The sequence below is a fragment of the Acinetobacter sp. 2JN-4 genome, assembly GCF_003687745.1.
Taxonomy (GTDB): Bacteria; Pseudomonadota; Gammaproteobacteria; order Pseudomonadales; family Moraxellaceae; genus Acinetobacter; species Acinetobacter halotolerans.
This window is the reverse complement of record NZ_RDNY01000008.1, coordinates 16372-40251: the sequence shown is the minus strand read 5'-3', so window position 1 is coordinate 40251 and position 23880 is coordinate 16372. Positions and strand designations below refer to the sequence as shown.

Here is a 23880-nt window from a genome sequence, read left to right as displayed (position 1 = left end):
TGGAGATATGTATGGCGTTCAAATCTTTTGAGCGTGGCTATTTTGAGCCAAGTATATTTGTAATACTTGGTTCTTTGACCGCTTCGTTCGCAAACGCGCAAGAGTTTGCTCCAATAAGCCCAGCCACAGCTGAGGCGTGTGTGGCGTTGGCTTCAAATGCGGATCGACTCGCTTGTTATGATCGTTTGTTTAAAGCGCCAACGATTATTCAGCCAGAAACACCAGTCGTTGAGCCTGTTCTTGCAGCAAGTCCAGTGGTTGTTGAACGTGCGAGTGAAGCCAGTCAACCTGAGTCATTTAGAGATAAAGTGGTTCAAAAGGTGAGTGACTTGCATATCTTAGGTGCTGCGCCAAAGTTTGACCCGAATGTTTCTTTATTAGATCGTCGTTGGGAACTTTCTGAAGAAAGTAAATTAGGTGTCTGGAATATTCGGGCCTATCAACCGGTCTATTTACTGCCAGTTTTTTGGACCAGCAATAAAAATGAGTTTCCGAATAGCCCAAATCCGCAAAACACGGTGGAAGAGAAACAGGACTTAACGTCAGCAGAGGCGAAGTTTCAAATCTCATTAAAGACCAAAGCTTGGGAAAATATTTTTGGTAACAATGGCGATCTTTGGGTGGGATATACCCAGTCTTCACGTTGGCAGGTTTATAACTCAGAGGAGTCTAGGCCTTTCCGTGAGACTAATTATGAGCCTGAAGCCAGCCTCATGTTTAGAACCAATTACAATGTGTTGGGTTTAAACGCACGTTTACTTGGTGTGACTTTAAATCATCAATCAAATGGTCGTTCTGATCCATTATCTCGTAGTTGGAATCGTGTGATTTTTAATTTCGGATTTGAAAAAGATAATTTCGCATTGATGTTGCGCCCTTGGTACCGTGTCGAAGAAGATGCTAAAGATGATAATAATCCAGATATTAAGGATTACATCGGGCGTGGTGATTTAACTGCTTTTTATCGACATAAGCAAAATGATTTTTCTTTGATGTTACGTCATTCACTGAAAGGTGGTGATCGTTCCAATGGCGCTGTGCAGTTTGACTGGGCATTTCCGATCAAAGATAAGCTGCGTGGACATTTTCAGATTTTTGATGGTTATGGTGAGAGCTTGATTGATTATAATCACCGTGCGACCTATGTGGGTTTAGGCGTATCCTTGATGAACTTGTATTAAGCTAATTTGAGTCCATAAAAAAGCAGATGATTTCATCTGCTTTTTTATTATCCAATTTGAATGTTGGCTGGAGGGTGTTTTAAACGGCTCTTTTTCGGTGTTGCAATTAAATAGGCCAAAGTCAGCGGACCAAGCCGCCCAGTAAACATGAGCAAGCACAGCATTAATAGACTACCGTCATGTAGTTCGCCCGTCACGCCTCTGGAAAGTCCTACAGTACAAGCCGCAGACAACACCTCAAACATCAGATCTAGAACATCTAACTCAGGTTCTAAGATGAGTATAATGAAGCCACCTATAAAAATTAACATGCCTGTAATGGATGCTACAGCCAGTGCCTTATAAGTACTTTCATGCGAAATTGCGTGATTAAAGATGCGAATCTCGTCATTCCGCCTCAGGAAAGCGACAACACATAAAACCAAGATTACAAACGTTCCAACTTTGATACCACCGGCAGTACTGAGTGAACCACCACCAATAAACATCAATAACATGGTCAATAGCGTTGTGCTGTTATTCATCGAGCCTGTATCAAGTGTATTAAAGCCTGAAGAACGTGGGACAGTGGCTTGAAACCATGAGTTGACCGCTTGCTCTCCCAAGCTCATATTGCCCAAAGTCATAGGGTTACGTGCTTCAAGTAACCAAATGGCGATAAAAGCAATAATATTGATAATGACGATTGTACTGATTACCAATTTACTGTTTGGACTGAGCTTGCGCCATTTTTTATTCTGTTTAATGTCCATCAATACCAAAAAGCCAATCCCTCCTAAAATATAGAGGATGCTGATGGTGATACAAATGAAATAGTTGCCGTAAAAGTTGGTCAGACCGTTATCGAATAAAGAAAAGCCAGCATTGTTAAAGGCTGATATACTATAAAAAATAGAGTAATAAATACCTTTGGGAATGCCATAAAGTGGAATGAACGTTGTAGCCAATAATATCGCGCCAATCAATTCAAAGAAAAGCGTGTAGGCAACAACGCCTTTCGCGATAAACGTAACTTTAGATAAGCTGGTTTGACCAAGACTTTCTTGCGCCATCATTTGTTGTCGCAATCCGACTTTGGGAGACAAACTGAGTGCCGCCAAGATCGCAAAAGTCATAAACCCAAGCCCACCAGATTGGATCATCAGCAAAATAATCAATTGTCCAAAATGGGTATAGGCTTCACTAATATTGACAACAGACAATCCTGTAATGGTCACTGCAGAAGTTGCTGTGAATAACGCATCCATCCAAGAAACTTGTCCCGTATGCGCAAAAGGAAGTTTTAATAACATCGTCCCAATCAAGATAAAACTTAAGAAACCAATCGCAAGTAAGGATGGAGGACTCAGATTAAAAATCTTTTGTGCCTTTGTATTGATTGTCATTTTATTGGAAGCACTCAGACAGTTTTTTTAGGTTTGGCAATAATCCCTCAAGGATGAGTACATCGCCTCTATACAAAGTGAAATTACAATCTGTTTCGTAAAAAATTTCATGATTACGTTTGACCAATAAAAGTTTTACATGAGGCGCGAGCTTCATCAGTCCTGATAAGTTAATGCCATGTAATTTATCTATAATCGGCACTTTAATAATAAAGTGATCATCATCTAATGCCATATAGCGGCTTACCATTGGGTAATTAAGCGCCTGTGCTACACGAACCCCCATATCTTCTTCAGGATGAATGATTTTATTGATATTCAGGTGGGAAAGAATCGTATGATGTGCTTTGGTCTTTGCTTTCACCCAAATTTTATCGATTCCTAAATTCTTTAAGCTCAGCACACAAAGGATACTGGCTTCAATATCCTCACCAATCGCGACCACAACAGCATCACAATTTTGTACGTTTAGTTCATCAAGAACATGCTCGTCAGTTGCATCTGCAATAACGGCATGCGTGATTTTATTTGCAAGATTCTCGACATTCCGCTTTTGGGTGTCGATACCAATAACATCATGATTCAGTTTAGTCAGCTCTAAGGCAACTGTTGCACCAAAACTACCTAAGCCAATAATTGCAAACTGTGCCATGCTTACCCCTAAACCAATGATCAGAAAATATTTTTATTCATTTTATTGAGAATTAAGAAGGGTGTGTGTAATTTTTTTTAGAAATATAAAATTATCGGTATTTTGGGAGGCAAAAAAAGGATTGAGCTCCGTAATATAGAGTTCAATCCTTTTTTGTCGAGTTGTTCTATTTCAAGAAACGTTGATATCCAATGTTATTGGTAATCTCCGCATATGGATAAGTAATCTGTTCTAAGGTTTCAATCAGCCCATCCGGATTTTGCTTCGCATCAGTGGCTTGTAAACCAACCAGTACTCGTCCTTCGGCAGCGCCATGATTACGATAGTGAAATAGCGTAATGTTATGGGTTGGGCCTAAACGCTCTAAAAAGGTGAGTAGAGCACCTGGACGTTCAGGGAATTCGACACGGAATAAACGTTCATTTTCGAGATTTGCATGTCCACCGATCAGATAACGGATATGTAGCTTTGCGACCTCATCATCAGATAAATCATCAACTTCATATTGTTGTTTGAGCAATTCATGAATCTCATGGCGTTCGATTTCACCACCTTTTAAGCTAATCCCAACAAATACCTGAGCTAGACCGCTATTGCTGGCACGATAGTTAAACTCAGTAATATTGCGACCCTGTAAAGCACGACAGAATTGTAAAAATGCGCCTTTCTGCTCAGGAATCGTCACTGCATAAATGGCTTCTTTGCGCTCACCTAACTCGGTTCGCTCGGCAATATAGCGGAGGCGATCAAAATTCATGTTTGCACCACAAACAATCGACACCATATTTTTATTCGTCAAATGATGTTGAGCCACATATTTCTTGATCCCTGCCAATGCCATTGCACCAGAAGGTTCAACAATACTGCGGTTCTCGTCATAGGTGTCTTTAATTGCTGCACAAATTTCATCTGTATCGACGGTCACTACATCTGGTTCAACAATTGGACCTGAATTGTCAGATTTACGTAGTTTGACCATTTCAAATGGTAACTCACCAATCTGTGCAACCGCCGTGCCATCTGCAAATAAACCGACATGCGGTAAAATCACACGTTCATTGGATTCAAGTGCAGCTTTTAAACAAGCCGATTCTTCATATTCCACGCCTATAACTTTGACGTGAGGTGCGACTTCACCTAGATATGCTGCAACACCTGCGATTAAACCGCCACCGCCAACAGCAACAAAAACATACTCAACATCACGCCATTGACGAAGTAGCTCATTGGCAATGGTGCCTTGTCCTGCAATGACGAGTTCATCATCATAGGGTGGAATAAAAACTAGACCTTCAGTCTCAGCACGTTGTTTTGCGTATTTATTGGCAACATCAAAGCTATCACCATGTAGAACAACTTGACCGCCTAAGTTTCTAACGGCTTGGACTTTAATATCTGGCGTGGTAATTGGCATCACAATAATTGCAGGAATGCCGAGTTTTTTACCCGACAAGGCAACGCCTTGAGCATGGTTGCCAGCAGAAGCACAGATTACCCCGCGATCTAATTGATCTTTTGGGAGCTGGCTGATGCGGTTATACGCACCGCGGAGTTTAAAAGAGAACACAGGTTGTAAGTCTTCGCGTTTAAAGCGAATGTTATTATTGATTTTTTGACTAATTCGGGGAGCTGCTTCAAGCGGTGTTTCAATCGCAACATCGTAAACCGTTGCTTGTAAAATTTGTCGTACCACACGAGACAGCATGTTCATCTTCCCTATAACAGTTTAAAATAGGGAGTCATTGTAGCAAACCCCTGTACATTTGCGCTGTTTTCTTAAAGCAAATGTCAAAATAGTTGAGTGAAGTCATGAGTCTATATGCAACCCAAGATGAAAAAAAACAAGCAGCAGCAAAAGCCGCTTTAAAACATTTACCCAAAGGCGGCATTTTAGGCGTAGGAACAGGAAGTACGGTTAATTTCCTTATCGATTTGTTGCCTGAGCTGCAACTTGAAGCGGCGGTTGCAAGTTCGAATGCAACAGCGGAGCGATTAAAAAAACTCGGTATCGAAGTTGTTGATATGAACTCAGTGGGTGGTTTAGATGCTTATGTCGATGGTGCAGATGAAATCGACCGTCACATGCATATGATCAAAGGTGGTGGTGCTGCTTTGACGCGTGAAAAGATTGTTGCCTCAATTGCAAAGAAATTTGTGTGTATTGTTGATGACTCTAAATGGGTGGATCAATTGGGACGTGATTTCCCATTACCGATCGAAGTTATTCCAATGGCACGTTCAGCAGTCGCTCGTAAAATCGTCGCTTTAGGCGGTGATCCTGCTTATCGTGAAGGTGTTGTAACTGACAATGGAAACGTGATTTTGGATGTATTTAATCTAAATATCTTAAATGCCATTGATTTAGAAAAAACCATCAATAACATTCCGGGCGTTGTAACAAACGGTATTTTTGCCTTAAATGCAGCGAGTATCGCAATCGTTGCAACTGATCATGGTATCGAAGAACGTACCGCACAATAATGCCATCAGTTTCTTTGGAAGCGTTACTACCTGAAGTTAAAGTGGTTCGACATGCAAGGGCAAGAAATTTGCGCTTGCGTGTTGAGCCAACGGGTATACGTCTCACTGTTCCTCCATTTTGTACGAAAATCCAAATTCAACAATTTTTGAAACAGTCAGAACAATGGCTAGTCGACACTTGGTCAAAACAGCAGCAACAATTAAATCGAGGGAATGATTTTCCCGAAGCGTTATATTTGTTTTTCCATTCACAACCCTTTCATATTATTCAGCAACAGCAGCGCTATATTTTTAAGTTCGATTGGGAGCAACACCAATTATTTATACGGAACCAACAACCTGAAGCTGCTTTACAAGCGGCTGTATTGGCTTATGCAAAACAATTTTTACCTGAATATTTAAATCAAGTCAGCCGAGAAATTGGCTTGCCTTACCAAGCGTGTGCAGTCCGAAAACCCAAAACACGCTGGGGGAGTTGCAGTTCAAAACATGACATCATGTTAAATGCAGCGTTGGTATTGATGCCTGAATCTAATGTGCGAGCGGTGTGTGTACATGAATTAGCGCATACCAAACATTTTGATCATAGTGCTGCATTTTGGAGTGAGGTGGCTAAACACGATCACAATTATCTAGAGCATCGTAGGCAGTTAAAGCAGATACAGCTACCGCATTGGTATCATAAAAAGATCTAAGTTAAGGATTGAAGATCAACCATTACGAATACGCCAAGCTTATTTTAAATTTGGCACATTGTTACTACTTAAATAATTAAGATCATCAAGCAGGCAAATGAATATTTATTCGGTTGCCTGTTGGATGAGGGTTTTTGCTAATTAAAATTACATTGAAGCTGTGTGTTTTGCAATTGATCGGGTGCTTTGTGAGCATCAAAACCAGCGCTGGCGCTCAGTACTTGATTGGCTTTAATATTTACTTGCACAAATTGATATTGTGAATTGTTATTAGTTGGTTCTGGTGAACTACTATTTAATAGATATTCATGATTTTCTTTATCAACCTGTAATAGATTATCTGTACTGTCACCATCCAATTTTGATCGAAATGTCTGATTGTTTTTGGTTAGTTCCAGCCATCCATCGGCACGAATATTAAGTTGGCAATCTTGACTATTATCTTGATAGCGGCCAATCAAATATTCAATAGAAGGTGAGCTATGATTAATGATATTTATCCCTGTAATCCCTTGTTTGCATGGGTAAATTGAACCATTGCAAGTTGCGGTTGTATCTGAAAAACCAACAGCTCGACGGTAATCCCCCGCACCAGTGACACGAACATTGTGCGGTGTAGATGGATTGACTGTTGGTACAACACCCGAATAGTTTCGCTGTTGCAATCGCGCATAATGAGTCGGGTTGGAAATTTTTTGTTGATAAGAATCTGCGAGTTGCAACACCGCTTGCTTTAATGAAGCAGCGTATTGTTCTCTTGTGTTTTTTTGGTTATTCGTTATACCGATGATGTTGTTCTTGGCAGGGTCGATATTATCTGGTGTCGTGAGCACCAAAGATGTCAAAGGGTCTTGATCACCACGGATTTTTTTTGCATCTAGATAGCCATCTCTTAAATCAATGGCTAAATTTTTAGAGAACTCCCCTAAGTCACTATCAGGATATACATTTGCCCATTGCTGTAAGTAACCAAAACTCAGGTAGGTATTTAAATATAATCCAGAATTTATATTGGAACTTTGTGGTGAGAATACATGCAGTATATTGGATGGATTCACGTTGGTGATGTTTAAATATTTGAAGGCACTCAATAACGCAGTTTCAACATCTGATGTGGCAAGTTCAAGCTGTCCTGCTGTGACGGTCATGGCGTAGTTGCTTTCATCACTTGGCAACTGTCCTGAACGAACTAAGGCACGTTGATAAATTGCCTCGCTGCTGGGATTGATAAATATCGTTTGAGTTAAATCACTCACATCAACTTTGACTAAGCTTCGCAATGTCAGATCAATTCTTTTATATTGACCACTCAGAAAATCGTATATGAAAGAATTAGGCGTAGTCGTTAATTCAACTCGATATAAACGGTTTTTATTTAGGATTTCAGGTAGGGTGATCGATAAATCGGTTGTTGTGCTAAAATTTTGTTCTAAGACTAATCGGTCATCAACGTTATCAAAGACTTTAACAACAACTTCACGTATTTCGACAGGTACTTTAATATTAAAGTTTTTCGGTTTTTGGGCTACGATCTCTTCAGGTGGAGTACTCTTACGTGCTTCACTCTCACCACTACCACAACCAATCAAAGCTGAACTAAGTAAAAGTGTACTCAACCCTAAGCAAATATGATGATGTAATCTTTGTTCTGACATCAAAGAAGGCATTCCAGCTCTCCAAAAATTTTGCATCCATGAAATTTTTATTACCGCATCGTTTTATTCTATGCGAATCTTATACTGATTCAATAGTCTTTCTTGACCAATGGTAAAATCAGCTCAATATAAAAGAATATCTTTTCCCTTTCTATATATCTGATTTTTGAAATATAAGCCAATTGATTCATGTTAATTTGATGATGACCACTCGTTTTATTTTCTTATAAGTTAGAGACTTGAAGATTGTGTAAAACAAGCCAAACTGCCATACTATTTGTCCAAATGAACGCTAGAGGTGTGACACGTGATTTCTGTTGGTATTGTTGGTGGAACTGGATACACAGGGGTTGAACTACTACGTCTATTGTTAAGACATTCACAAGTTCAGGTCAGTATTCTCACTTCGCGTACTGAAGCTGGAAAGCGTGTTGCAGATATGTTCCCAAGTTTACGAGGACATACTGAGCTTAAGTTTTCTGATCTCGATTTGGATCAGCTTAAACAGTGTGATGTTGTTTTTTTTGCAACGCCGCATGGTGTTGCGATGCAACATGCTGAGAATTTGGTTGCTGCTGGTACGAAAGTAATAGATCTAGCGGCAGATTTTCGTTTACAGAATTTAGCCCAATTCGAGAAGTGGTATGGCATGCAACATCATTGCCCAACTGTACTCAAAGATTCAGTTTACGGTTTAACTGAATTGAATCGTGAAAAAATCAAACAAGCGAATGTAATTGGGAATCCAGGCTGCTATCCAACCACGGTTCAGCTTGGTTTGGCACCATTATTAAAGAATCGCTTGATCAATACCCAAAGTATTATTGTTGATGCAAAATCAGGTGTGTCAGGTGCAGGGCGTAAAGCCAGCCTTGGTATGATTTACAGTGAAAATGCGGATAACTTTAAAGCTTATGGCGTTGCAGGACATCGCCATCATCCAGAGATTGTTGAAGCCCTTGAGAATATTTCAGGGCAAAAAGGTCAGTTTGATCAACTGATTTTTGTACCGCATTTGGTTCCAATGATTCGTGGTATGTTAAGCACGATTTATGTTGATTTAACTGAACAGGGTCAACAAACAGATATACAAGCATTGTATGAAAGCTTCTATCAAAATGAACGTTTTGTAGATGTGATGCCTGCCAATAGTTCCCCTGAAACACGTAGTGTCCGCGGTGCAAATGAATTACGTATCGCGATACATCAGCCTCAACCCAATAAGTTAATTGTGCTTGTTGCACAGGATAACTTGGTGAAAGGAGCAGCGGGTCAAGCAGTTCAAAATATGAACTTAATGTTTGATTTTGATGAGGCTGCAGGTTTGGAAGGTATTGGTTTATTACCATAAAAAACGCTTTTCTACTTCACACACATTTAAAATTGGATTTAAATGTGTGCTTTGATGTAGATCGTAACGATAGAGATAATGATGGATAACGTTGAACCAACGACTTCACCAGAAAGTTCGGTTGAGAAAAACAAATTCTTAAAAACGAATTTACCTTTACTTATAGCTGCAACCATTCTTATTGGTAGTAGTTTTATGATTGGTTATACAGTTGGGCACCGTCAAGGATTAACTGTTGTTGGTTATGATGCCGATGCTGAGCAGCTAGTAGATGTTGTTCAAAAACAGAAGACAGCATTAGACTCTATTAACAAAAGTTTGAATGCTGCTGTTCAAGAGCGGGACATGGCTGTTGGTAATGCTGATGATCTATTCAAAGCGGTCAATCAAGCCAATGCTGATAAGATTCAGTTTGAGGGCATGAATGCCATTTATCGAGATATTTTGAGACAGCGCGGTGGCGTGAGTTTGACGATTCAGAGTTTGGCGATCAAGTCTTTACCTGAAAATGCGTTTGAGTATCAAATTGATCTTGTTCAAGTGAGCCCGAATAAACGCCGTGCAGCAGGATCTGTTGAATTGCGTCTAATTCGAAATACTGAGATTTTGGATGTACCACTAGAAGATAAAAGCTTTAATTTTGATGATTTTGAGCGTTTAACTGGACGTTGGACCATGCCAAAAGGATTTACGCCACAATTTATTGAAGTGCGTTTATCGGGTAGTGGCACACCTGTGATTAAGCGTTTTAGCTGGCAACGTGGTCAACCCGTTGATTTAAATTCTGCTTTTGTGTCAGAAATCCCTCAAGCTGAAGCAAATGCTCAGTAAATTTATAGATTAAGAACCGAATATGCGAAGATATCGACGTCAAATGAATTTAAGTGAAGTGAAAAACTCTTTTCATCAATCGGGTTATGTTGACTGGCACTTAAATCCTCGTTTAAGTGATTCGCAAGAGGATCATGATGGTGAGCTGGTTGTGCAAACAGCTCCACCAGCAGTGCAGCGACCACCATTGTATGCAGTTGTTTTATTAAACGATGATTACACGCCAATGGATTTTGTGATTGATGTACTACAAAGTTATTTCTCTATGGACTTGGATCAAGCGAGTCAAGTGATGCTAACAGTCCATTATGAAGGCAAAGGCACTGCAGGTATTTATCCTCGAGATATTGCTGAAACTAAAGCAAATCAAGTTAACAATTATGCGCGTGCACAAGGGCATCCATTGCTTTGTCAGATCGAACCTGAGCGAGGATAAAACAAAGCAACGCTTTGTCCGAGCGCAAGACGAGAGCTAAGCTCGAGTGGCGGGTTAAACAAAGCAACGCTATGCCCGAGTGGCGGATAAAACAAACTTAAAGCATTGCTTTAAGGCTTTGTCCTGAGAAGCGTTTAAAGATTCGTAAGAAGACCTTGCGCCATATATGCTCAAGTTGCGAACGTAGCAAATTTAACCTCGAGTAAAAAATATAATCAAACGTTCAAGTAAAATTTGAATGGATGATGAAGGAAAGTAACGGTTAAACAACAAGTATGTCTGTTTTTTAAACAATTGAATGGTTCATATTCTCTTTGTAATTAAATTTTTACAACAATACTTTGTTTTGAATCTTGACCAATACACTCAACTAATGCTAACAGTAGACTATGAAGCAAAGAGGCTTGTAAACGTACGTTAGATAACGATTGCAGATACTCAAGCGGATTAGTCCATAATTGGCTTTTTCAGTTAAAGATACGTCTTTTCTTGATGAGGCCCAAAATATAAGGGGGTTACATGCTCAGTCGTCAATTAGAAGTATCGTTACGTTTGGCTGTAAGCATGGCTCGTCAAAAGAGGCATGAGTTTCTAACAGTTGAACATCTATTGCTCGCTTTGCTTGATAATGATTCAGCTGTAAACGCACTAAAAGCATGTGGTGCTGATATCGTTACTTTACGTAAAGAATTAGAGGAATATGTAGAGCAACACACCCCAAAGCTTGGTGATAATAGCGAACAAGCCCCACACCCAACGGAAAGTTTTGACCGAATTTTGCAACGAGCAATTTTTCATGTTCAATCAAGCGGTGGAGATCGTACCGTTGAAGGGGCAGACGTATTAGTTGCTATGTATTCTGAAAGAGATTCTTTCGCTGTTTATTTATTGAAACGCCATCAAATTAATCGTTTAACTTTAACTCAGTACTTATCTCATGGAACACGTAAAGAAGAGATTCAAGTTGAAGAGGAAGTTGAAGATATTGATGGAGAAAGTGCTGCTTCTGCAAATGCAGGACCTTTAGAGCAATATACGCTAAATCTCAATGCTGAAGCGCAAAAGGGTAAAACTGATCCTTTAATTGGTCGTGAGAAAGAAATTGAACGTGCGGCACAAATCTTATGCCGTCGTCGTAAAAATAACCCACTTTTAGTGGGAGATCCTGGTGTTGGGAAAACTTCGATTGCCGAAGGTTTGGCATGGTTGATTGTAAATGGAAAAGCACCTAAACCATTAGCGAATGCTGAGGTGTATAGCCTTGATATTGGCGCATTGGTTGCGGGAACAAAATATCGCGGTGACTTTGAGAAGCGTTTAAAACAATTGTTAAACGCGTTAAAAAAGAATCCAAATGCGATCCTATTTATTGATGAAATCCATATGATTATTGGTGCTGGTTCAAGTATGGGCAGCACAATGGATGCATCGAATCTAATTAAACCTGCTTTGGCAAATGGAAGTTTACGTTGTATTGGTTCGACAACTTTCCAAGAATATCGTCAAGTATTTGAAAAGGACCATGCATTATCACGCCGTTTCCAAAAGGTTGACGTAAGTGAGCCTAGCATTGGTGAAACGATCGAGATATTACGCGGTTTAAAAAGCAAATTTGAAGATTTTCATCACGTTGAATACGACGACAAAGCGCTTGTAGCTGCTGTAGAGCTTTCTGCAAAATTCATCAATGACCGTTTTTTACCTGATAAGGCCATTGATGTTATCGATGAAGCAGGTGCGGGACGTCGCCTAAAAGCGGAAGTAGATGGCTCACTGATTTCTGTCGAAAACATTGAGGATATCGTGTCTAAGATTGCGCGTATTCCACCTAAAACAGTCTCGAAAGATGACAAGACTGTGTTGGAAAATCTTGAGCGCGATTTAAAACGTGTGGTCTTTGGTCAAGATGAAGCAATTACGGCATTATCGTCAGCAATTAAGCTTTCTCGTGCAGGCTTAAAAGCACCAGATAAGCCAGTTGGTAGCTTTGTATTTGCTGGGCCTACAGGTGTTGGTAAAACAGAAGTTACTAAACAATTGGCAAAACTGTTAGGTGTGGAGTTTGTCCGCTTCGATATGTCTGAATATATGGAACGCCATGCAGTTTCACGCTTGATTGGTGCACCTCCAGGTTATGTTGGTTATGATCAAGGCGGTTTGTTGACCGATGCGATTCATAAAAATCCACACTGTGTCTTGTTACTTGATGAAATTGAAAAAGCACATCCAGATGTATTCAATTTATTATTACAAGTTATGGACCATGGGGCTCTAACCGATAATAATGGTCGAAAATCTGATTTCAGAAATGTGATTATCGTATTAACAACCAACGTGGGTGCGGAAAGTATTTCTCGTGCAAGTATTGGTTTTACAGAACAAGATCACAGTGCTGATAACCAAGATGCGATGAAACGTGCATTCTCACCTGAATTCCGTAACCGTTTGGATGGTGTGATTCAATTTAAATCATTACCAACAACAGTCATTGAATCTGTGGTTGATAAGTTCTTAACAGAACTCCAAGCGCAGCTAGATGAAAAACAAGTGGTGCTTGAAGTTGATCAAAGTGCACGTGACTGGTTATCGACCAATGGTTATGATCGCCTCATGGGTGCTCGTCCAATGCAACGTTTGATTCAAGAGCATTTGAAAAAACCACTTGCTGAGATGATTTTATTTGGTGAGTTAGCTGAACATGGCGGTAATGTTGCTGTTTCTGTCAAACATGAAGATGGCAAAGACGTTGGTTTGAAATTGGAAGTATTTGAAGACCATATCAATCCGAGTGCTGAACCCGCTTAATGTTTGAACTCTCTTTTTCTATAACCCGAATACTAAGTGTATTCGGGTTATTTTTATTAACTGCAATTGCTGAAATACTTGGTTGTTATTTTCCTTATTTGATTTTGAATCAAGGAAAATCGCATTGGTTATGGATACCCACAGCATTGAGTTTAGCGGTATTTGTGTGGCTACTCACATTGCATCCAGCTGCATCAGGTCGTATTTATGCAGCTTATGGTGGTGTTTATATTTTCACTGCGTTGATGTGGCTACGTTACGTTGATCAAGTGATGTTAACTCGTTGGGATGTTTTGGGTGGGATCATTGTGCTCTGCGGTGCAAGTTTGATTATCTTACAACCGCAAGGATTGGTGCGTTAAGCACTTAAGCATAACAACAATAATGTTGTCACGCTTATTTTTTTAAATATAAGAAAGAATACTATCTTAATATGTGAGCTTCTGAAATTCCGCATTCTTCTACGAAAGATTCATCATGGGATACCAGTATCACAGCACCATTAAAAGAGCGAATTGCCAGAGCAAGTAATTCGCGTGATTCGATGTCGAGATGATTTTCTGGTTCATCCAAAAGTAATAGTTCTACAGTTTGTTGTTTCAACGCAAGCAACGCTACTTTTAAGCGTTCGCCACCACTTAAAGTTGCTAAAGGAGCAAGTGCTTTATCTCTACGGATTTGTAAATTTCCCAGCAAGGTTCGCGCTTGTTGCTCGGTTAAATTTGAATCAAGTCCACATAAATAACCAACGCCCGATATACTTTCGTCAAGTAATGAAAGATTCTGATCCAGATAAATAGAACTTACTTTGCAATAAATCTCTCCCGAAGCTGGAGGAATTAGACCGTGGATGGTCTTTAGTAAAGTTGATTTACCAATGCCATTTATACCTTTCAAATGCAATTTCTCTCTAGCAGAGATTGCGAGATTAAGAGGAGTGGTATTCGCAAAAGCCAATTTAAGCTGATGACAGCGTAAGATTTCCACTGATGATTTTCCAGAGATTGGGGTAAATTCAAAAGATTGCGGTTTCAAATGTTCCAATTGAGTTTGCTTATGTAGCAACTCGTCTTTTGCATCGGCTAATTGTTTGCTCTGTTGCTTACGTAGATGAGAGAGTGATTGCTCGGCTTGCTCTTTTTTTGCGTCCAATAAGATTGGAGCTTGCGAACCAGACGACCTTAACTTTTCACCAGTTTTTTTGCGTTTTTGTGCTTTGATTTGGCTGAGGTGTTGCTGTTCCTTAAGATGCTTCAATTCTCTTTTTTCTTGCTGAACAGCTTGTGACAAGGCTTTGACTTGGAGGTTATGCTGTTGCTGATAAAGTGCATAATTCCCACCATAATAATTTAAACCAAATTGATTTAATGCGAAAATACTTTGTACATGAGCCAATAGCTGCCGATCATGGCTGATGATGAGTCCACCTGGAGTATGTTGAGCCATTTGGTGGATTAGCCATTGACGACCTTGACTATCTAAATGATTGCTGGGTTCATCAAGTAGTAGATAATGATCTTTAAGTAGAAATAAGCGACAAAGTGCAAGTTTGGTTTTTTGACCTTCACTTAAATGTTGAATAGGTGTGCTGAGATCTGTGGGTAAGCCAGCGCTTTCTAAGAGCTGCTGCCATTGCATAGGCAAATGCCACAGATTTTCAACTTGTTCATAGTCTGCAAATGAAGCGCTACCTTGTTGAATACGCTGAAAACTTGAATATAAATTTTCAATCTCTAAGGCGTGTGCAATGGTCTGTGCTTGCACACGCTGAAGTTGCGCCAAATATTGATGTGGGCATTGCCACGTAATTTGACCTGAATAGGATAAGTTGCTGGCTGCTTGTCTATGCAGAATAGACATTAATACCGATTTACCTTGGCCATTACGACCAATCATTCCAGAAAATTGTTTTAAGGGGAGTTGAAAGGATAGGCTTTCAAAGAGCTTAAGCTGAGATAGTTCTAGGGTTAGATTGGTAATGATACATGCCTGTTGAGTCATAAGAACCTCATAAACAGGATATGCAAAATAGAATGAGATAGAGAATTTTTAAAATACAAATCACTAAGGGATAGATAAGTCTATTTTGCACATCAAAAAAGAAAATGAACTTTGATGATAAAAATAGAACTTACTTCATCGGCGTGATCTCAAATGGGTTTATTTTTACACTATTCTATTGATGGATGGGTTAAAGGTCAAATTTCACTCTTTTAAGCTCTGTTTAAAAAAGGAGAAAAAAAACTTGTCAAATGCTCCAATAGTGCGTAGTTTAGTAAGGAGAAACAGTTTTTTAGATATTTGAAATAATGATGTTAAAGCATACTGTAAATACCAACGCTTATTTTTATTTTTGGCAATATATTTAGTTGCCTGAAGCGTTTCGGGCAACAAAAGGTTGCCCAACCAGTTAACACCTGATCGGCAACCCCGATCAGGTTTTTTTATGCTTTAACATTCATCACTTTAGGAGAAATAGCATGTACATATTTAACGTTTCATATTTTAGCAAGACTTCTTGGTTTTACTTTGCAAAGAAATCGACATCGCTTAGATCACACTTGCTCAAATAAATATTCGGACTGTGCGACAGTCCAAAGGAATTGCCAATGAACGCTTTAAATACTGCTTTAACACAATCAAAAAGTCATACAAAAGAAACAATGCTCAGCTTACCTTCGCAACTTAAAGCGCAGTATCCCTTGTCTGCTACTTTAGCGCAGCAAATTTCAAAACATCGTCAAACGATTCAGAATATTTTATCAGGACAAGATCACCGTTTAATGGTGATTACAGGTCCTTGTTCGATTCATGATCCTATCGCCGTTCTAGAATATGCTGATCGTCTACAGCAACTACAAGAACAAGTAAAAGATCAGATATTTCTTGTGATGCGCGCATATATTGAAAAACCACGGACAACAGTGGGTTGGAAAGGTTTTTTGTATGATCCAAACTTAGATGGATCATCGGATTTACAACTTGGTTTAGAAAAATCACGCGCGCTTTATTTACAGTTGATTGAGAAAGGTTTACCAATCGCGAGTGAAATCCTTAGTCCAATGGCAACTGGTTATTTTGATGATTTACTCGCTTGGGGGGCAATTGGCGCCCGTACCAGCGAATCTCAAATTCACCGTGAGATTGCCAGTCATATGTCATACAGTATTGGCTTCAAGAATGGTACCGATGGTTCGATTCAAATTGCGTTAGATGCAATCCAATCTGCGGTACATGGTCATCAATTTTTAGGGATGACACAACAAGGTTTACCTGCAATTTTGCATAGTGAAGGTAATCCATTGCCACATTTGATTTTACGTGGTTCAAATCAAGGGACAAACTATGATTTGGCAGCGATTCAGGCGATGCATTTTAAACATAAGCATTTACCTGCATTGGTGATTGATTGCAGTCATGGTAATAGTGGTAAAGATCCTTTGTTACAACCACAGGTTTTGCAGCAAATTATTGTTGAGCGAGCTGAATCAAACGTACGTGGTGTTATGCTTGAAAGCCATTTGGTTGATGGGAATCAGAAGATTTCTTGTGATATGACTTATGGTCAATCAGTAACAGATGGTTGTTTAGGTTGGGATAAAACGGAACAAGTTTTGTTAGATATTGTTGAACAAATGAGACATAAGAAATAATCTTCCTTAAAAAAGCCAATCTAGATCAGATTGGCTTTTTTATTCAATTCCGTTAAACCGCTTATATGGACTGTGCGCTAAGAAAACGACCAATCTCTTGGCTAAACTTTCTGGGTTCTGTAATCAATGGTGTATGTCCAGAGCGTTCGAAATAAACAGTTTTAGCATTTGTTAGGCTTTTTGCAATCAGTGTCTGACCCGTTTCAGGGTAAAGGCTAGATTCACGACCGATAAAGAACGTGGTTGGGCAGTTCACTTGGCGAAGCGCTTCTCTATAGTCTTCATTGTGATTTAAATAATTTTCAACATACCAAAGCAAATAATCTAAACGTTGAATCGGCAGTAAATATTTTTGTAGGAAGGGGCGATTTAGTGCGAGTTTAACGATTTTAGGGCTATAGGTATTGCTACTTTGTAGTTCAATAAAAGCGGCCCATAAACTTACTAGCTTATAACGGATATCACTTGGTAGGTCTTCAAGCTTTTGTGCATGCTTATAATCTAATAAAAGTGTTTGAATATCGAGAAGTAGATTTTTGAATTGAGCATGCTTTTGTCCAAACAAGCCGTAATGCCAAGAGTCGTCTACTGAAATCTTAGGAGTTTGGTCAATATGAAGATAGGCTTTGAGTTTTCCTGCCAAACCACCATGTTTCATGCCATGCATCGCTGTGGTTGCGCCCATGGAGTAGCTCATCAAGATAAACTGATCTAATTTTAATTGTTTAATCAGATGATCAATATCATTCCAATGACTAGAAATTGCATCAGTCTCAGGAATTGCGCAGTGTTTTGAACCACCAAAGCCACGCCAATCCGGAATAATAAATTCATATTGCTTACGGTTTGCAAATAAAAAAGGAAGCCATTGCCAGCTTTGCATACCCAGCCCGGATAAAACAAGTACAGGTTCACCTTCACCCACACGTCGTACAAATAATTTTTGTTGATCGGGCATGGTATAAAACGGCATTATTTTTCTCCTTTGTCTAGTTCATCAAACTTCTTAAGTTGAGGAATCATCTGTTCTAACCATTTTATCCATTCGTTTTCTTTAATGATACCAAGTTCAAGAATCATTTTATGGATGAACAAAACGCGATTGGTCGGTTCAGTATTTTTAAAATCTTTATCATGGATTGCTTGATACAGACTTAATTTTTCCTTATGTAGTATTAAATGTCGTTCTAATTCGGGCAAAATTTTATTGCCACCTAGCTGTGCTTCAGCTCTTAATCTAACCATGAGGTCATCACGTAGTTGAGCTGGTTCGCTTTGCTGTTCAATCCATGCAGCGAGTTGTATTCTTCCGAGCTGTTCGATTTGATAGGTTTTTTTTCGACTATTGGCTGTTTGCTCTTCTATGGTAGAGATCCATTCTTTTTTCAGCATACCATTGAGTTCACGATAAATTTGCTGATGAGTGGCATTCCAAAAAAAGCCCATGGAGCGATCAAAACGACGAGCTAATTCAAAACCTGTGCTCGGTTTTTCTAATAAGCTGGTCAATAAAACATGGGCAAGTGACATAACCATCCAAGAAATAAAAAGTGACTCTTTAGATTATGCAAAATGTTGCATAAAAATCAAATCTTGTTTATAAGTTTGTGCAACAAGTTGCATTAGCAAGCAGATTGCTAGCCAAAGGAGAACACATGTCAGCTTATCCGCATTTATTAGCACCACTTGATTTAGGCTTCACTACATTGAAAAACCGTGTACTGATGGGTTCTATGCATATTGGTCTTGAAGAAGCACCGCAAGGTTATGAACGTATGGCAGCGTTTTATGCTGAACGTGCGAAGGGTGATGTTGGATTAATTGTTACTGGTGGTGTTTCTCCAAACGATGATGGCGTGGTATTTGCGCATGGCACTAAATTAGATACACGTGAAGAAGCTGAAAAGCATAAAGTGATTACCCAAGCTGTACATGACGCTGGTGGTAAAATTGCGATGCAAATTTTGCATACAGGGCGTTATTCGTATCAAGCTGATAATGTTGCACCATCTGCCATTCAAGCACCAATCAATCCAATTAAACCAAAAGCATTGTCTTCTGCTGAAGTACAGCAAACCATTGATGACTTTGCCAACTGCGCCAAGCTAGCCCAATATGCGGGTTATGATGGTGTTGAGATCATGGGGTCTGAGGGTTACCTCATTAATGAGTTTATTGCAGCTCGTACCAATCATCGTGATGATGAGTGGGGCGGAAGTTATGAAAATCGTATTCGTTTTCCAATCGAAATCGTAAAACGTACTCGAGCTTCAGTTGGTGAGAATTTCATTATTATCTATCGTTTATCCATGCTTGATTTAGTTGAAGGTGGTTCAACGCTAGAAGAAGTGGTACAACTCGCCAAAGAAATCGAAAAAGCAGGTGCAACGATTATCAATACGGGTATTGGCTGGCATGAAGCACGTATCCCAACGATTGCAACCAAAGTACCTCGCGCTGCATTTACATGGGTGACTGAAAAGTTAAAAGGTACAGTATCGATTCCATTGATTACCTCTAACCGTATCAATACACCAGAAATGGCGGAGTACGTGTTAGCTTCTGGTCATGCAGATATGGTGTCCATGGCGCGTCCGATGCTTGCAGATGCTGAGTTTGTATTAAAAGCAAGTGAAGGTCGTAGTGATGAAATTAATACCTGTATTGGTTGTAACCAAGCATGTTTAGATCATATTTTCTCAATGAGTATTGCAACATGCTTAGTTAACCCACGTGCATGTTATGAAACTGAGTTAATTTTCAAAGAAACCAATGCGACCAAAAATATTGCAGTCATTGGCGCAGGGCCAGCAGGTTTAAGTTTTGCGGTATATGCTGCAAGTCGTGGTCATAAGGTAAAAGTGTTTGATGCAAGTAATCAAATTGGTGGTCAGTTCAATATTGCCAAAACCATTCCGGGTAAAGAAGAGTTCTATGAAACCTTGCGTTACTTCAAGCGTCAAATTGAATTACAACCTAATATTGAATTAGTCCTGAATCATACCGTGACCTATGAAGAGCTAAGCCAAGCAGATTACGATGATATCGTGATAGCAACAGGTGTTACGCCACGTCAATTACAGATCGAAGGGATTGATCATCCAAAAGTATTAAGTTATCTCCAAGTTTTAAGAGAGCGTATGCCTGTGGGTAAACGTGTCGCGATCATTGGTGCCGGTGGTATTGGCTTTGATACAGCAGAGTATTTAACCCATGAAGGTGAAAGTGGAAGCTTAAATCCTGAAAAATTCTATGCAGAATGGGGCATTGATACCACTTATGAGCATGTTGGCGGTTTAAAACAACCTGAAATCGAAAAGTCTGAGCGCGAAATTTACTTATTACAACGTAAGAGTGCTGCTGTTGGTTCTAGTTTAGGTAAAACCACGGGATGGATTCACCGTACAGGCTTAAAACATCGTGATGTAAAAATGATTGCGGGTGCTAGCTACGATAAAGTTGATGATCAGGGTCTACATATTACTTTGAATGGTCTCAGCACAGTTCTTGAAGTCGACAATGTTGTGATCTGTGCGGGTCAAGAGTCTTATACAGCAATGTTTGATCAGCTTAAAGTAGATGGTAAGAATGTTCATCTGATTGGTGGCGCGAAAGAAGCAGGTGAATTAGATGCGAAACGTGCGATTCGTCAAGGTGCTGAATTGGCTGCGGTGCTATAAATAAATTTTATGGACATTTTCTCTTAGGAGGAAATGTCAATTCCGTTAAAGATTAAAATCCAAAGGAAATATAACAATGACGATTGAAATAACAAAACAAGCGGTACAACTTTGGCACCAAATGATTAAAATAGGTGATTTGTCCATTTTAAATGACTTGCTCTCTGATGATGTGGTTTTCCGCTCGCCAGTCGCTCATAAGCCTTATGAAGGGAAACAAGTTGTTTTCTTTATCTTGAGTAATGTCATCCAAGTTTTTCAAGACTTTAAGTATCATCGTGAGTTTTATACCGACGATGGTGAAAATGTCGTACTCGAATTTAGCGCCAATGTAAGCGGTAAATCATTAAAAGGTATTGATATGATCCGTTTTGATGAACAAGGTAAAATTACTGATTTCGAGGTGATGATTCGTCCAATGAGTGGTTTAGCAGCGTTGGCAGAACAAATGGGCGCTCGATTGGCACAGTACCAGACTGCTCAATCCTAAATAGCCTAAGTGCGTCGAGATCATTAAAATGTGGCTAAAACTTTCAACGATTGCTTTGTTACCTGTGCTGATTGTACAAGGAACACGAGTTCGTAAGAATACGCCACGTTTGTCTGAACCGAGTGGTGATCGTGAGGGGTACATTGGTCAAGGTCAACCTCTTTCGATCTTAATTTTAGGTGATTCCGCTGCGGCAGGTGTAGGTGTTGAAACACAACAAGATGCCTTGTCTGGAGTGGTTATCTCCGAATTAAAAACGCAGTATGCCTTGCAATGGAAACTTCACGCGAAAACGGGTGATACAACCAAACAAGTGTTCCAAGCGGTACAGGGTTTAGATCAACAACAATATGATGTTGTGGTGACGTCGATTGGTGTTAATGATGTGACTAAACTTATTTCAGCGAAGTCTTGGATAAAACAACAAAAACAATTATTTACCGAAATACAGCAGCGTTTTCAGCCAAAATTGGTTATTGTATCAGGAGTACCACCGATGCAGCATTTTCCAGCACTGCCTCAGCCACTGGCTTGGTTGTTCGGAAAATATGCAGAGCAAATGAATAAAACATTACAACAATGGCTCACTTCACAAGATCAATTTAGATTTATTGCATACGATATCGAAGCTTTTCAGGCGCTAAATCTGCCGATGGCAAGGGATGGCTTTCATCCTAGTAAAGAAGTTTATGCAATTTGGGGGAAACAAGTCGCAGATTTAGTGCGACAGTCGTTTAGACCCTAAGTAGAGGGAGGAATGAAGTATGGGTATATTCACTCTAAATAAACTGAAAGTTTTAGGTTTAAATCTATTTGATTTGGCACTCGGTGCCGAACCACCAAAAATGTATTATCACCCAAAGGGCAAAATTAAAGATGTTCTGGAGAAGTTACCCCAATTAAAGCAAAAGTATCGCCCAACACCTTGGTTGAGTAATACACATGTCCATCTCTTATATTTTGATATCATTAGAAAGAAAACAATCAAGCTGGAATATGATCGTATCGACCAACTTACCATGCAAGATGGTGGTGTGACCGCAATTGCTTGGTATGGATATTATCTTCCTGTCACTACACCAACTGTTGTGATCATGCATACCATCACAGGTACGCTTGAAAGCATGCGAGAGTTAGTCAAAGATTTACATCAATATACGGGTTGGCGAATCGCACTTTGTCTACGCCGTGGCCATGCTGGTTTACCTATGCCAGTGCCACAAATTTCTTTATTTGGTTCTACTCGCGATTTAAAAGAACAACTCGATCATATTCAGCAATTATTCCCAAGTTCTGATTTATATGCAGTGGGATCTTCTGCGGGTACAGGATTATTGGTACGTTATTTGGGTGAGCAAGGTGAAGATACGCCATTTAAGGCGGCTTTCGCGATGTGTCCGGGTTATGACACAGAAATTGGCTTTAAAAATGTTCATCCTTTTTATAGTAAATTGATGACCAAAAAATTATTCAAACATTTTATTTACCCTTATCAAAATATCTGGAGTCGGGTTGCTTCTCTTGAAAAGGTATTAGCGACAACAAGCTTAGAGGAATTTGAAAAAGCATATTTTGAAATGGCAGGCTATCAGGATTATCAAACTTATTGTAAAGCCATAAACCCAATTTATGTATTTGAAAATATCAAAACCCCATTGATGATTCTAAACGCAGAGGATGATCCGGTTTGTTCAATTAAAAATTTAGAGCCTTATAAGGATAAGATTCAGCAGATGGATAATATGGTGGTGATTACTACGAAAAAGGGAAGTCACTGTGGCTTCTATGAGAGTCTAACGATGAAGTCTTGGGCATCTCGGTTGATGGCAGATTTCTTTAAGAGTTATTAGAAGTTTTTAATATTCTATATAAAAAAGCCAGTTACATTTAACTGGCTTTTTTAAACGCTTATTTTAAGAGATTAATTATTTAATGCAGGCGTTGCAGCAGCAATTGCAGCAGCGACAGCATCTTCTTCACTTTGACCAGAAGTATTCGATTTAGATGGTTTTGGCTGTTCAACTCTTGGTGCACTCGGTTGTTCTGTACGAGGAGCTTCAGATTGGACAGTTGTATTTTGGGTTTGAGCAGGTCGAGTTTCACGACGAATTTCGGTTGTCGTATTCTCGGTTTCTTCAAGTGTCGTTTCAATTACAGGCGCGGGAGCTTCTTCTGTATTGATACTTTCTAAAGACTCAAACACTTCAGTTTTCGCAGCTTCAGGCTGTTGCTCTGTCATTTGTGTTTCAGTAGCCTGTTCAGGCTGCTCTTCGTTTTTAGGTTCTTCTTTTTTCACACAAGCTGTAAGTAAAAGACCAGTCGCAAGTGCTGCACAAATTAAAAGTTTATTATTCGCCATCGCTAAAACAACATATCAAATAAGGACGACGAGGATTATAACAGCAAAATTAACTGAAAAAAGCACTCGGATTTATCGAGTTTGTTGATAATTTATAAATGTTTGCATAGATGCATGTGTTATGAAGTGGATCGATGTTGGGGTTCTAAGGGGATTTTTTTCATCGGAGCCGTGTTTTTGATTTGTTAAAAGCAATTTTTATATGAAATCTCCATAAATCCCATAA

General features: G+C 39.4%; 21 protein-coding genes. 13 read left to right on the top strand and 8 right to left on the bottom strand.

Going from position 1 to position 23880, the window contains the following annotated elements:
* Positions 1–11 precede the first annotated feature (11 nt).
* Entirely contained in the window at positions 12–1181 is a 1170-nt protein-coding gene (locus tag EAH57_RS11860) for a phospholipase A (protein ID WP_121930228.1), read from the top strand.
* 47 nt (positions 1182–1228) lie between these two features.
* Here the strand turns inward: EAH57_RS11860 and EAH57_RS11855 are convergent, their stop codons facing one another.
* The 3 genes from EAH57_RS11855 to ilvA form a co-directional block, all read right to left on the bottom strand.
* Positions 1229–2566: a TrkH family potassium uptake protein gene (locus EAH57_RS11855; RefSeq protein WP_121930227.1), complete on the bottom strand. Its 1338-nt coding sequence runs from the start codon at positions 2564–2566 to the stop codon at positions 1229–1231.
* A gap of 1 nt (position 2567) precedes the next feature.
* Positions 2568–3218: a potassium channel family protein gene (locus EAH57_RS11850; RefSeq protein ID WP_121930226.1), complete on the bottom strand. Its 651-nt coding sequence runs from the start codon at positions 3216–3218 to the stop codon at positions 2568–2570.
* Between the two features lie 166 nt (positions 3219–3384).
* The gene (ilvA, locus tag EAH57_RS11845; RefSeq protein WP_171407456.1) at positions 3385–4929 is read right to left on the bottom strand and encodes a threonine ammonia-lyase, biosynthetic; all 1545 of its coding nucleotides are present in this window, start codon (positions 4927–4929) and stop codon (positions 3385–3387) included.
* A 98-nt stretch (positions 4930–5027) separates the two neighbouring features.
* Here ilvA and rpiA point away from each other — a divergent pair, with 98 nt between their 5' ends.
* Entirely contained in the window at positions 5028–5699 is a 672-nt protein-coding gene (rpiA, locus tag EAH57_RS11840; protein ID WP_121930224.1) for a ribose-5-phosphate isomerase RpiA, read from the top strand.
* Positions 5699–6394, top strand: a complete 696-nt coding sequence (locus tag EAH57_RS11835) for a SprT family zinc-dependent metalloprotease (protein WP_121930223.1) — start codon at positions 5699–5701, stop codon at positions 6392–6394. The genes rpiA and EAH57_RS11835 overlap by 1 nt, the downstream gene beginning before the upstream one ends.
* 137 nt (positions 6395–6531) lie before the next feature.
* Here EAH57_RS11835 and EAH57_RS11830 read toward each other — a convergent pair whose 3' ends face one another.
* Positions 6532–8061, bottom strand: coding sequence for a hypothetical protein (locus tag EAH57_RS11830; protein WP_121930222.1), 1530 nt, complete (start codon positions 8059–8061; stop codon positions 6532–6534).
* A 295-nt stretch (positions 8062–8356) separates the two neighbouring features.
* Between EAH57_RS11830 and argC the strand changes: the two genes are divergently transcribed.
* The 5 genes from argC to EAH57_RS11800 all read left to right on the top strand — a co-directional run bounded on the left by argC (position 8357) and on the right by EAH57_RS11800 (position 13834).
* Positions 8357–9400 (top strand): N-acetyl-gamma-glutamyl-phosphate reductase, encoded by a 1044-nt coding sequence (gene argC, locus EAH57_RS11825; protein WP_121930221.1) that lies wholly within the window; start codon positions 8357–8359, stop codon positions 9398–9400.
* 81 nt (positions 9401–9481) lie between these two features.
* Positions 9482–10231 (top strand): DUF6776 family protein, encoded by a 750-nt coding sequence (locus EAH57_RS11820; RefSeq protein ID WP_121930220.1) that lies wholly within the window; start codon positions 9482–9484, stop codon positions 10229–10231.
* Positions 10232–10253: 22 nt separating this feature from the next.
* The gene (gene clpS, locus EAH57_RS11815) at positions 10254–10667 is read left to right on the top strand and encodes an ATP-dependent Clp protease adapter ClpS (RefSeq protein WP_171065229.1); all 414 of its coding nucleotides are present in this window, start codon (positions 10254–10256) and stop codon (positions 10665–10667) included.
* A 519-nt stretch (positions 10668–11186) separates the two neighbouring features.
* Positions 11187–13472, top strand: coding sequence for an ATP-dependent Clp protease ATP-binding subunit ClpA (gene clpA / locus EAH57_RS11805; protein WP_121930218.1), 2286 nt, complete (start codon positions 11187–11189; stop codon positions 13470–13472).
* The gene (locus EAH57_RS11800) at positions 13472–13834 is read left to right on the top strand and encodes a YnfA family protein (RefSeq protein ID WP_121930217.1); all 363 of its coding nucleotides are present in this window, start codon (positions 13472–13474) and stop codon (positions 13832–13834) included. The genes clpA and EAH57_RS11800 overlap by 1 nt, the downstream gene beginning before the upstream one ends.
* 61 nt (positions 13835–13895) lie before the next feature.
* Here the strand turns inward: EAH57_RS11800 and EAH57_RS11795 are convergent, their stop codons facing one another.
* Positions 13896–15473, bottom strand: a complete 1578-nt coding sequence (locus EAH57_RS11795; RefSeq protein ID WP_121930216.1) for an ATP-binding cassette domain-containing protein — start codon at positions 15471–15473, stop codon at positions 13896–13898.
* Between the two features lie 608 nt (positions 15474–16081).
* Between EAH57_RS11795 and EAH57_RS11790 the strand changes: the two genes are divergently transcribed.
* Positions 16082–17125 (top strand): 3-deoxy-7-phosphoheptulonate synthase, encoded by a 1044-nt coding sequence (locus tag EAH57_RS11790; RefSeq protein WP_121930215.1) that lies wholly within the window; start codon positions 16082–16084, stop codon positions 17123–17125.
* A 61-nt stretch (positions 17126–17186) separates the two neighbouring features.
* Here EAH57_RS11790 and EAH57_RS11785 read toward each other — a convergent pair whose 3' ends face one another.
* The gene (locus EAH57_RS11785) at positions 17187–18098 is read right to left on the bottom strand and encodes an alpha/beta fold hydrolase (protein WP_121930214.1); all 912 of its coding nucleotides are present in this window, start codon (positions 18096–18098) and stop codon (positions 17187–17189) included.
* Positions 18098–18655, bottom strand: coding sequence for a PadR family transcriptional regulator (locus EAH57_RS11780; RefSeq protein WP_005196825.1), 558 nt, complete (start codon positions 18653–18655; stop codon positions 18098–18100). The genes EAH57_RS11785 and EAH57_RS11780 overlap by 1 nt, the downstream gene beginning before the upstream one ends.
* A 125-nt stretch (positions 18656–18780) precedes the next feature.
* Here EAH57_RS11780 and EAH57_RS11775 point away from each other — a divergent pair, with 125 nt between their 5' ends.
* The 4 genes from EAH57_RS11775 to EAH57_RS11760 all read left to right on the top strand — a co-directional run bounded on the left by EAH57_RS11775 (position 18781) and on the right by EAH57_RS11760 (position 23145).
* Positions 18781–20805 carry an NADPH-dependent 2,4-dienoyl-CoA reductase gene (locus EAH57_RS11775; protein ID WP_121930213.1) on the top strand — a complete coding sequence of 675 codons (2025 nt, stop codon included), beginning with the start codon at positions 18781–18783 and terminating at the stop codon, positions 20803–20805.
* 76 nt (positions 20806–20881) lie between these two features.
* Positions 20882–21295 carry a nuclear transport factor 2 family protein gene (locus tag EAH57_RS11770; protein WP_121930212.1) on the top strand — a complete coding sequence of 138 codons (414 nt, stop codon included), beginning with the start codon at positions 20882–20884 and terminating at the stop codon, positions 21293–21295.
* A 28-nt stretch (positions 21296–21323) separates the two neighbouring features.
* The gene (locus EAH57_RS11765; protein WP_121930211.1) at positions 21324–22040 is read left to right on the top strand and encodes an SGNH/GDSL hydrolase family protein; all 717 of its coding nucleotides are present in this window, start codon (positions 21324–21326) and stop codon (positions 22038–22040) included.
* Positions 22041–22059: 19 nt separating this feature from the next.
* Entirely contained in the window at positions 22060–23145 is a 1086-nt protein-coding gene (locus EAH57_RS11760) for a YheT family hydrolase (protein WP_121930210.1), read from the top strand.
* Between the two features lie 71 nt (positions 23146–23216).
* Here EAH57_RS11760 and EAH57_RS11755 read toward each other — a convergent pair whose 3' ends face one another.
* Complete coding sequence (locus EAH57_RS11755) at positions 23217–23654, bottom strand: internalin (RefSeq protein WP_121930209.1); 438 nt, start codon at positions 23652–23654, stop codon at positions 23217–23219.
* Positions 23655–23880: the final 226 nt, after the last annotated feature.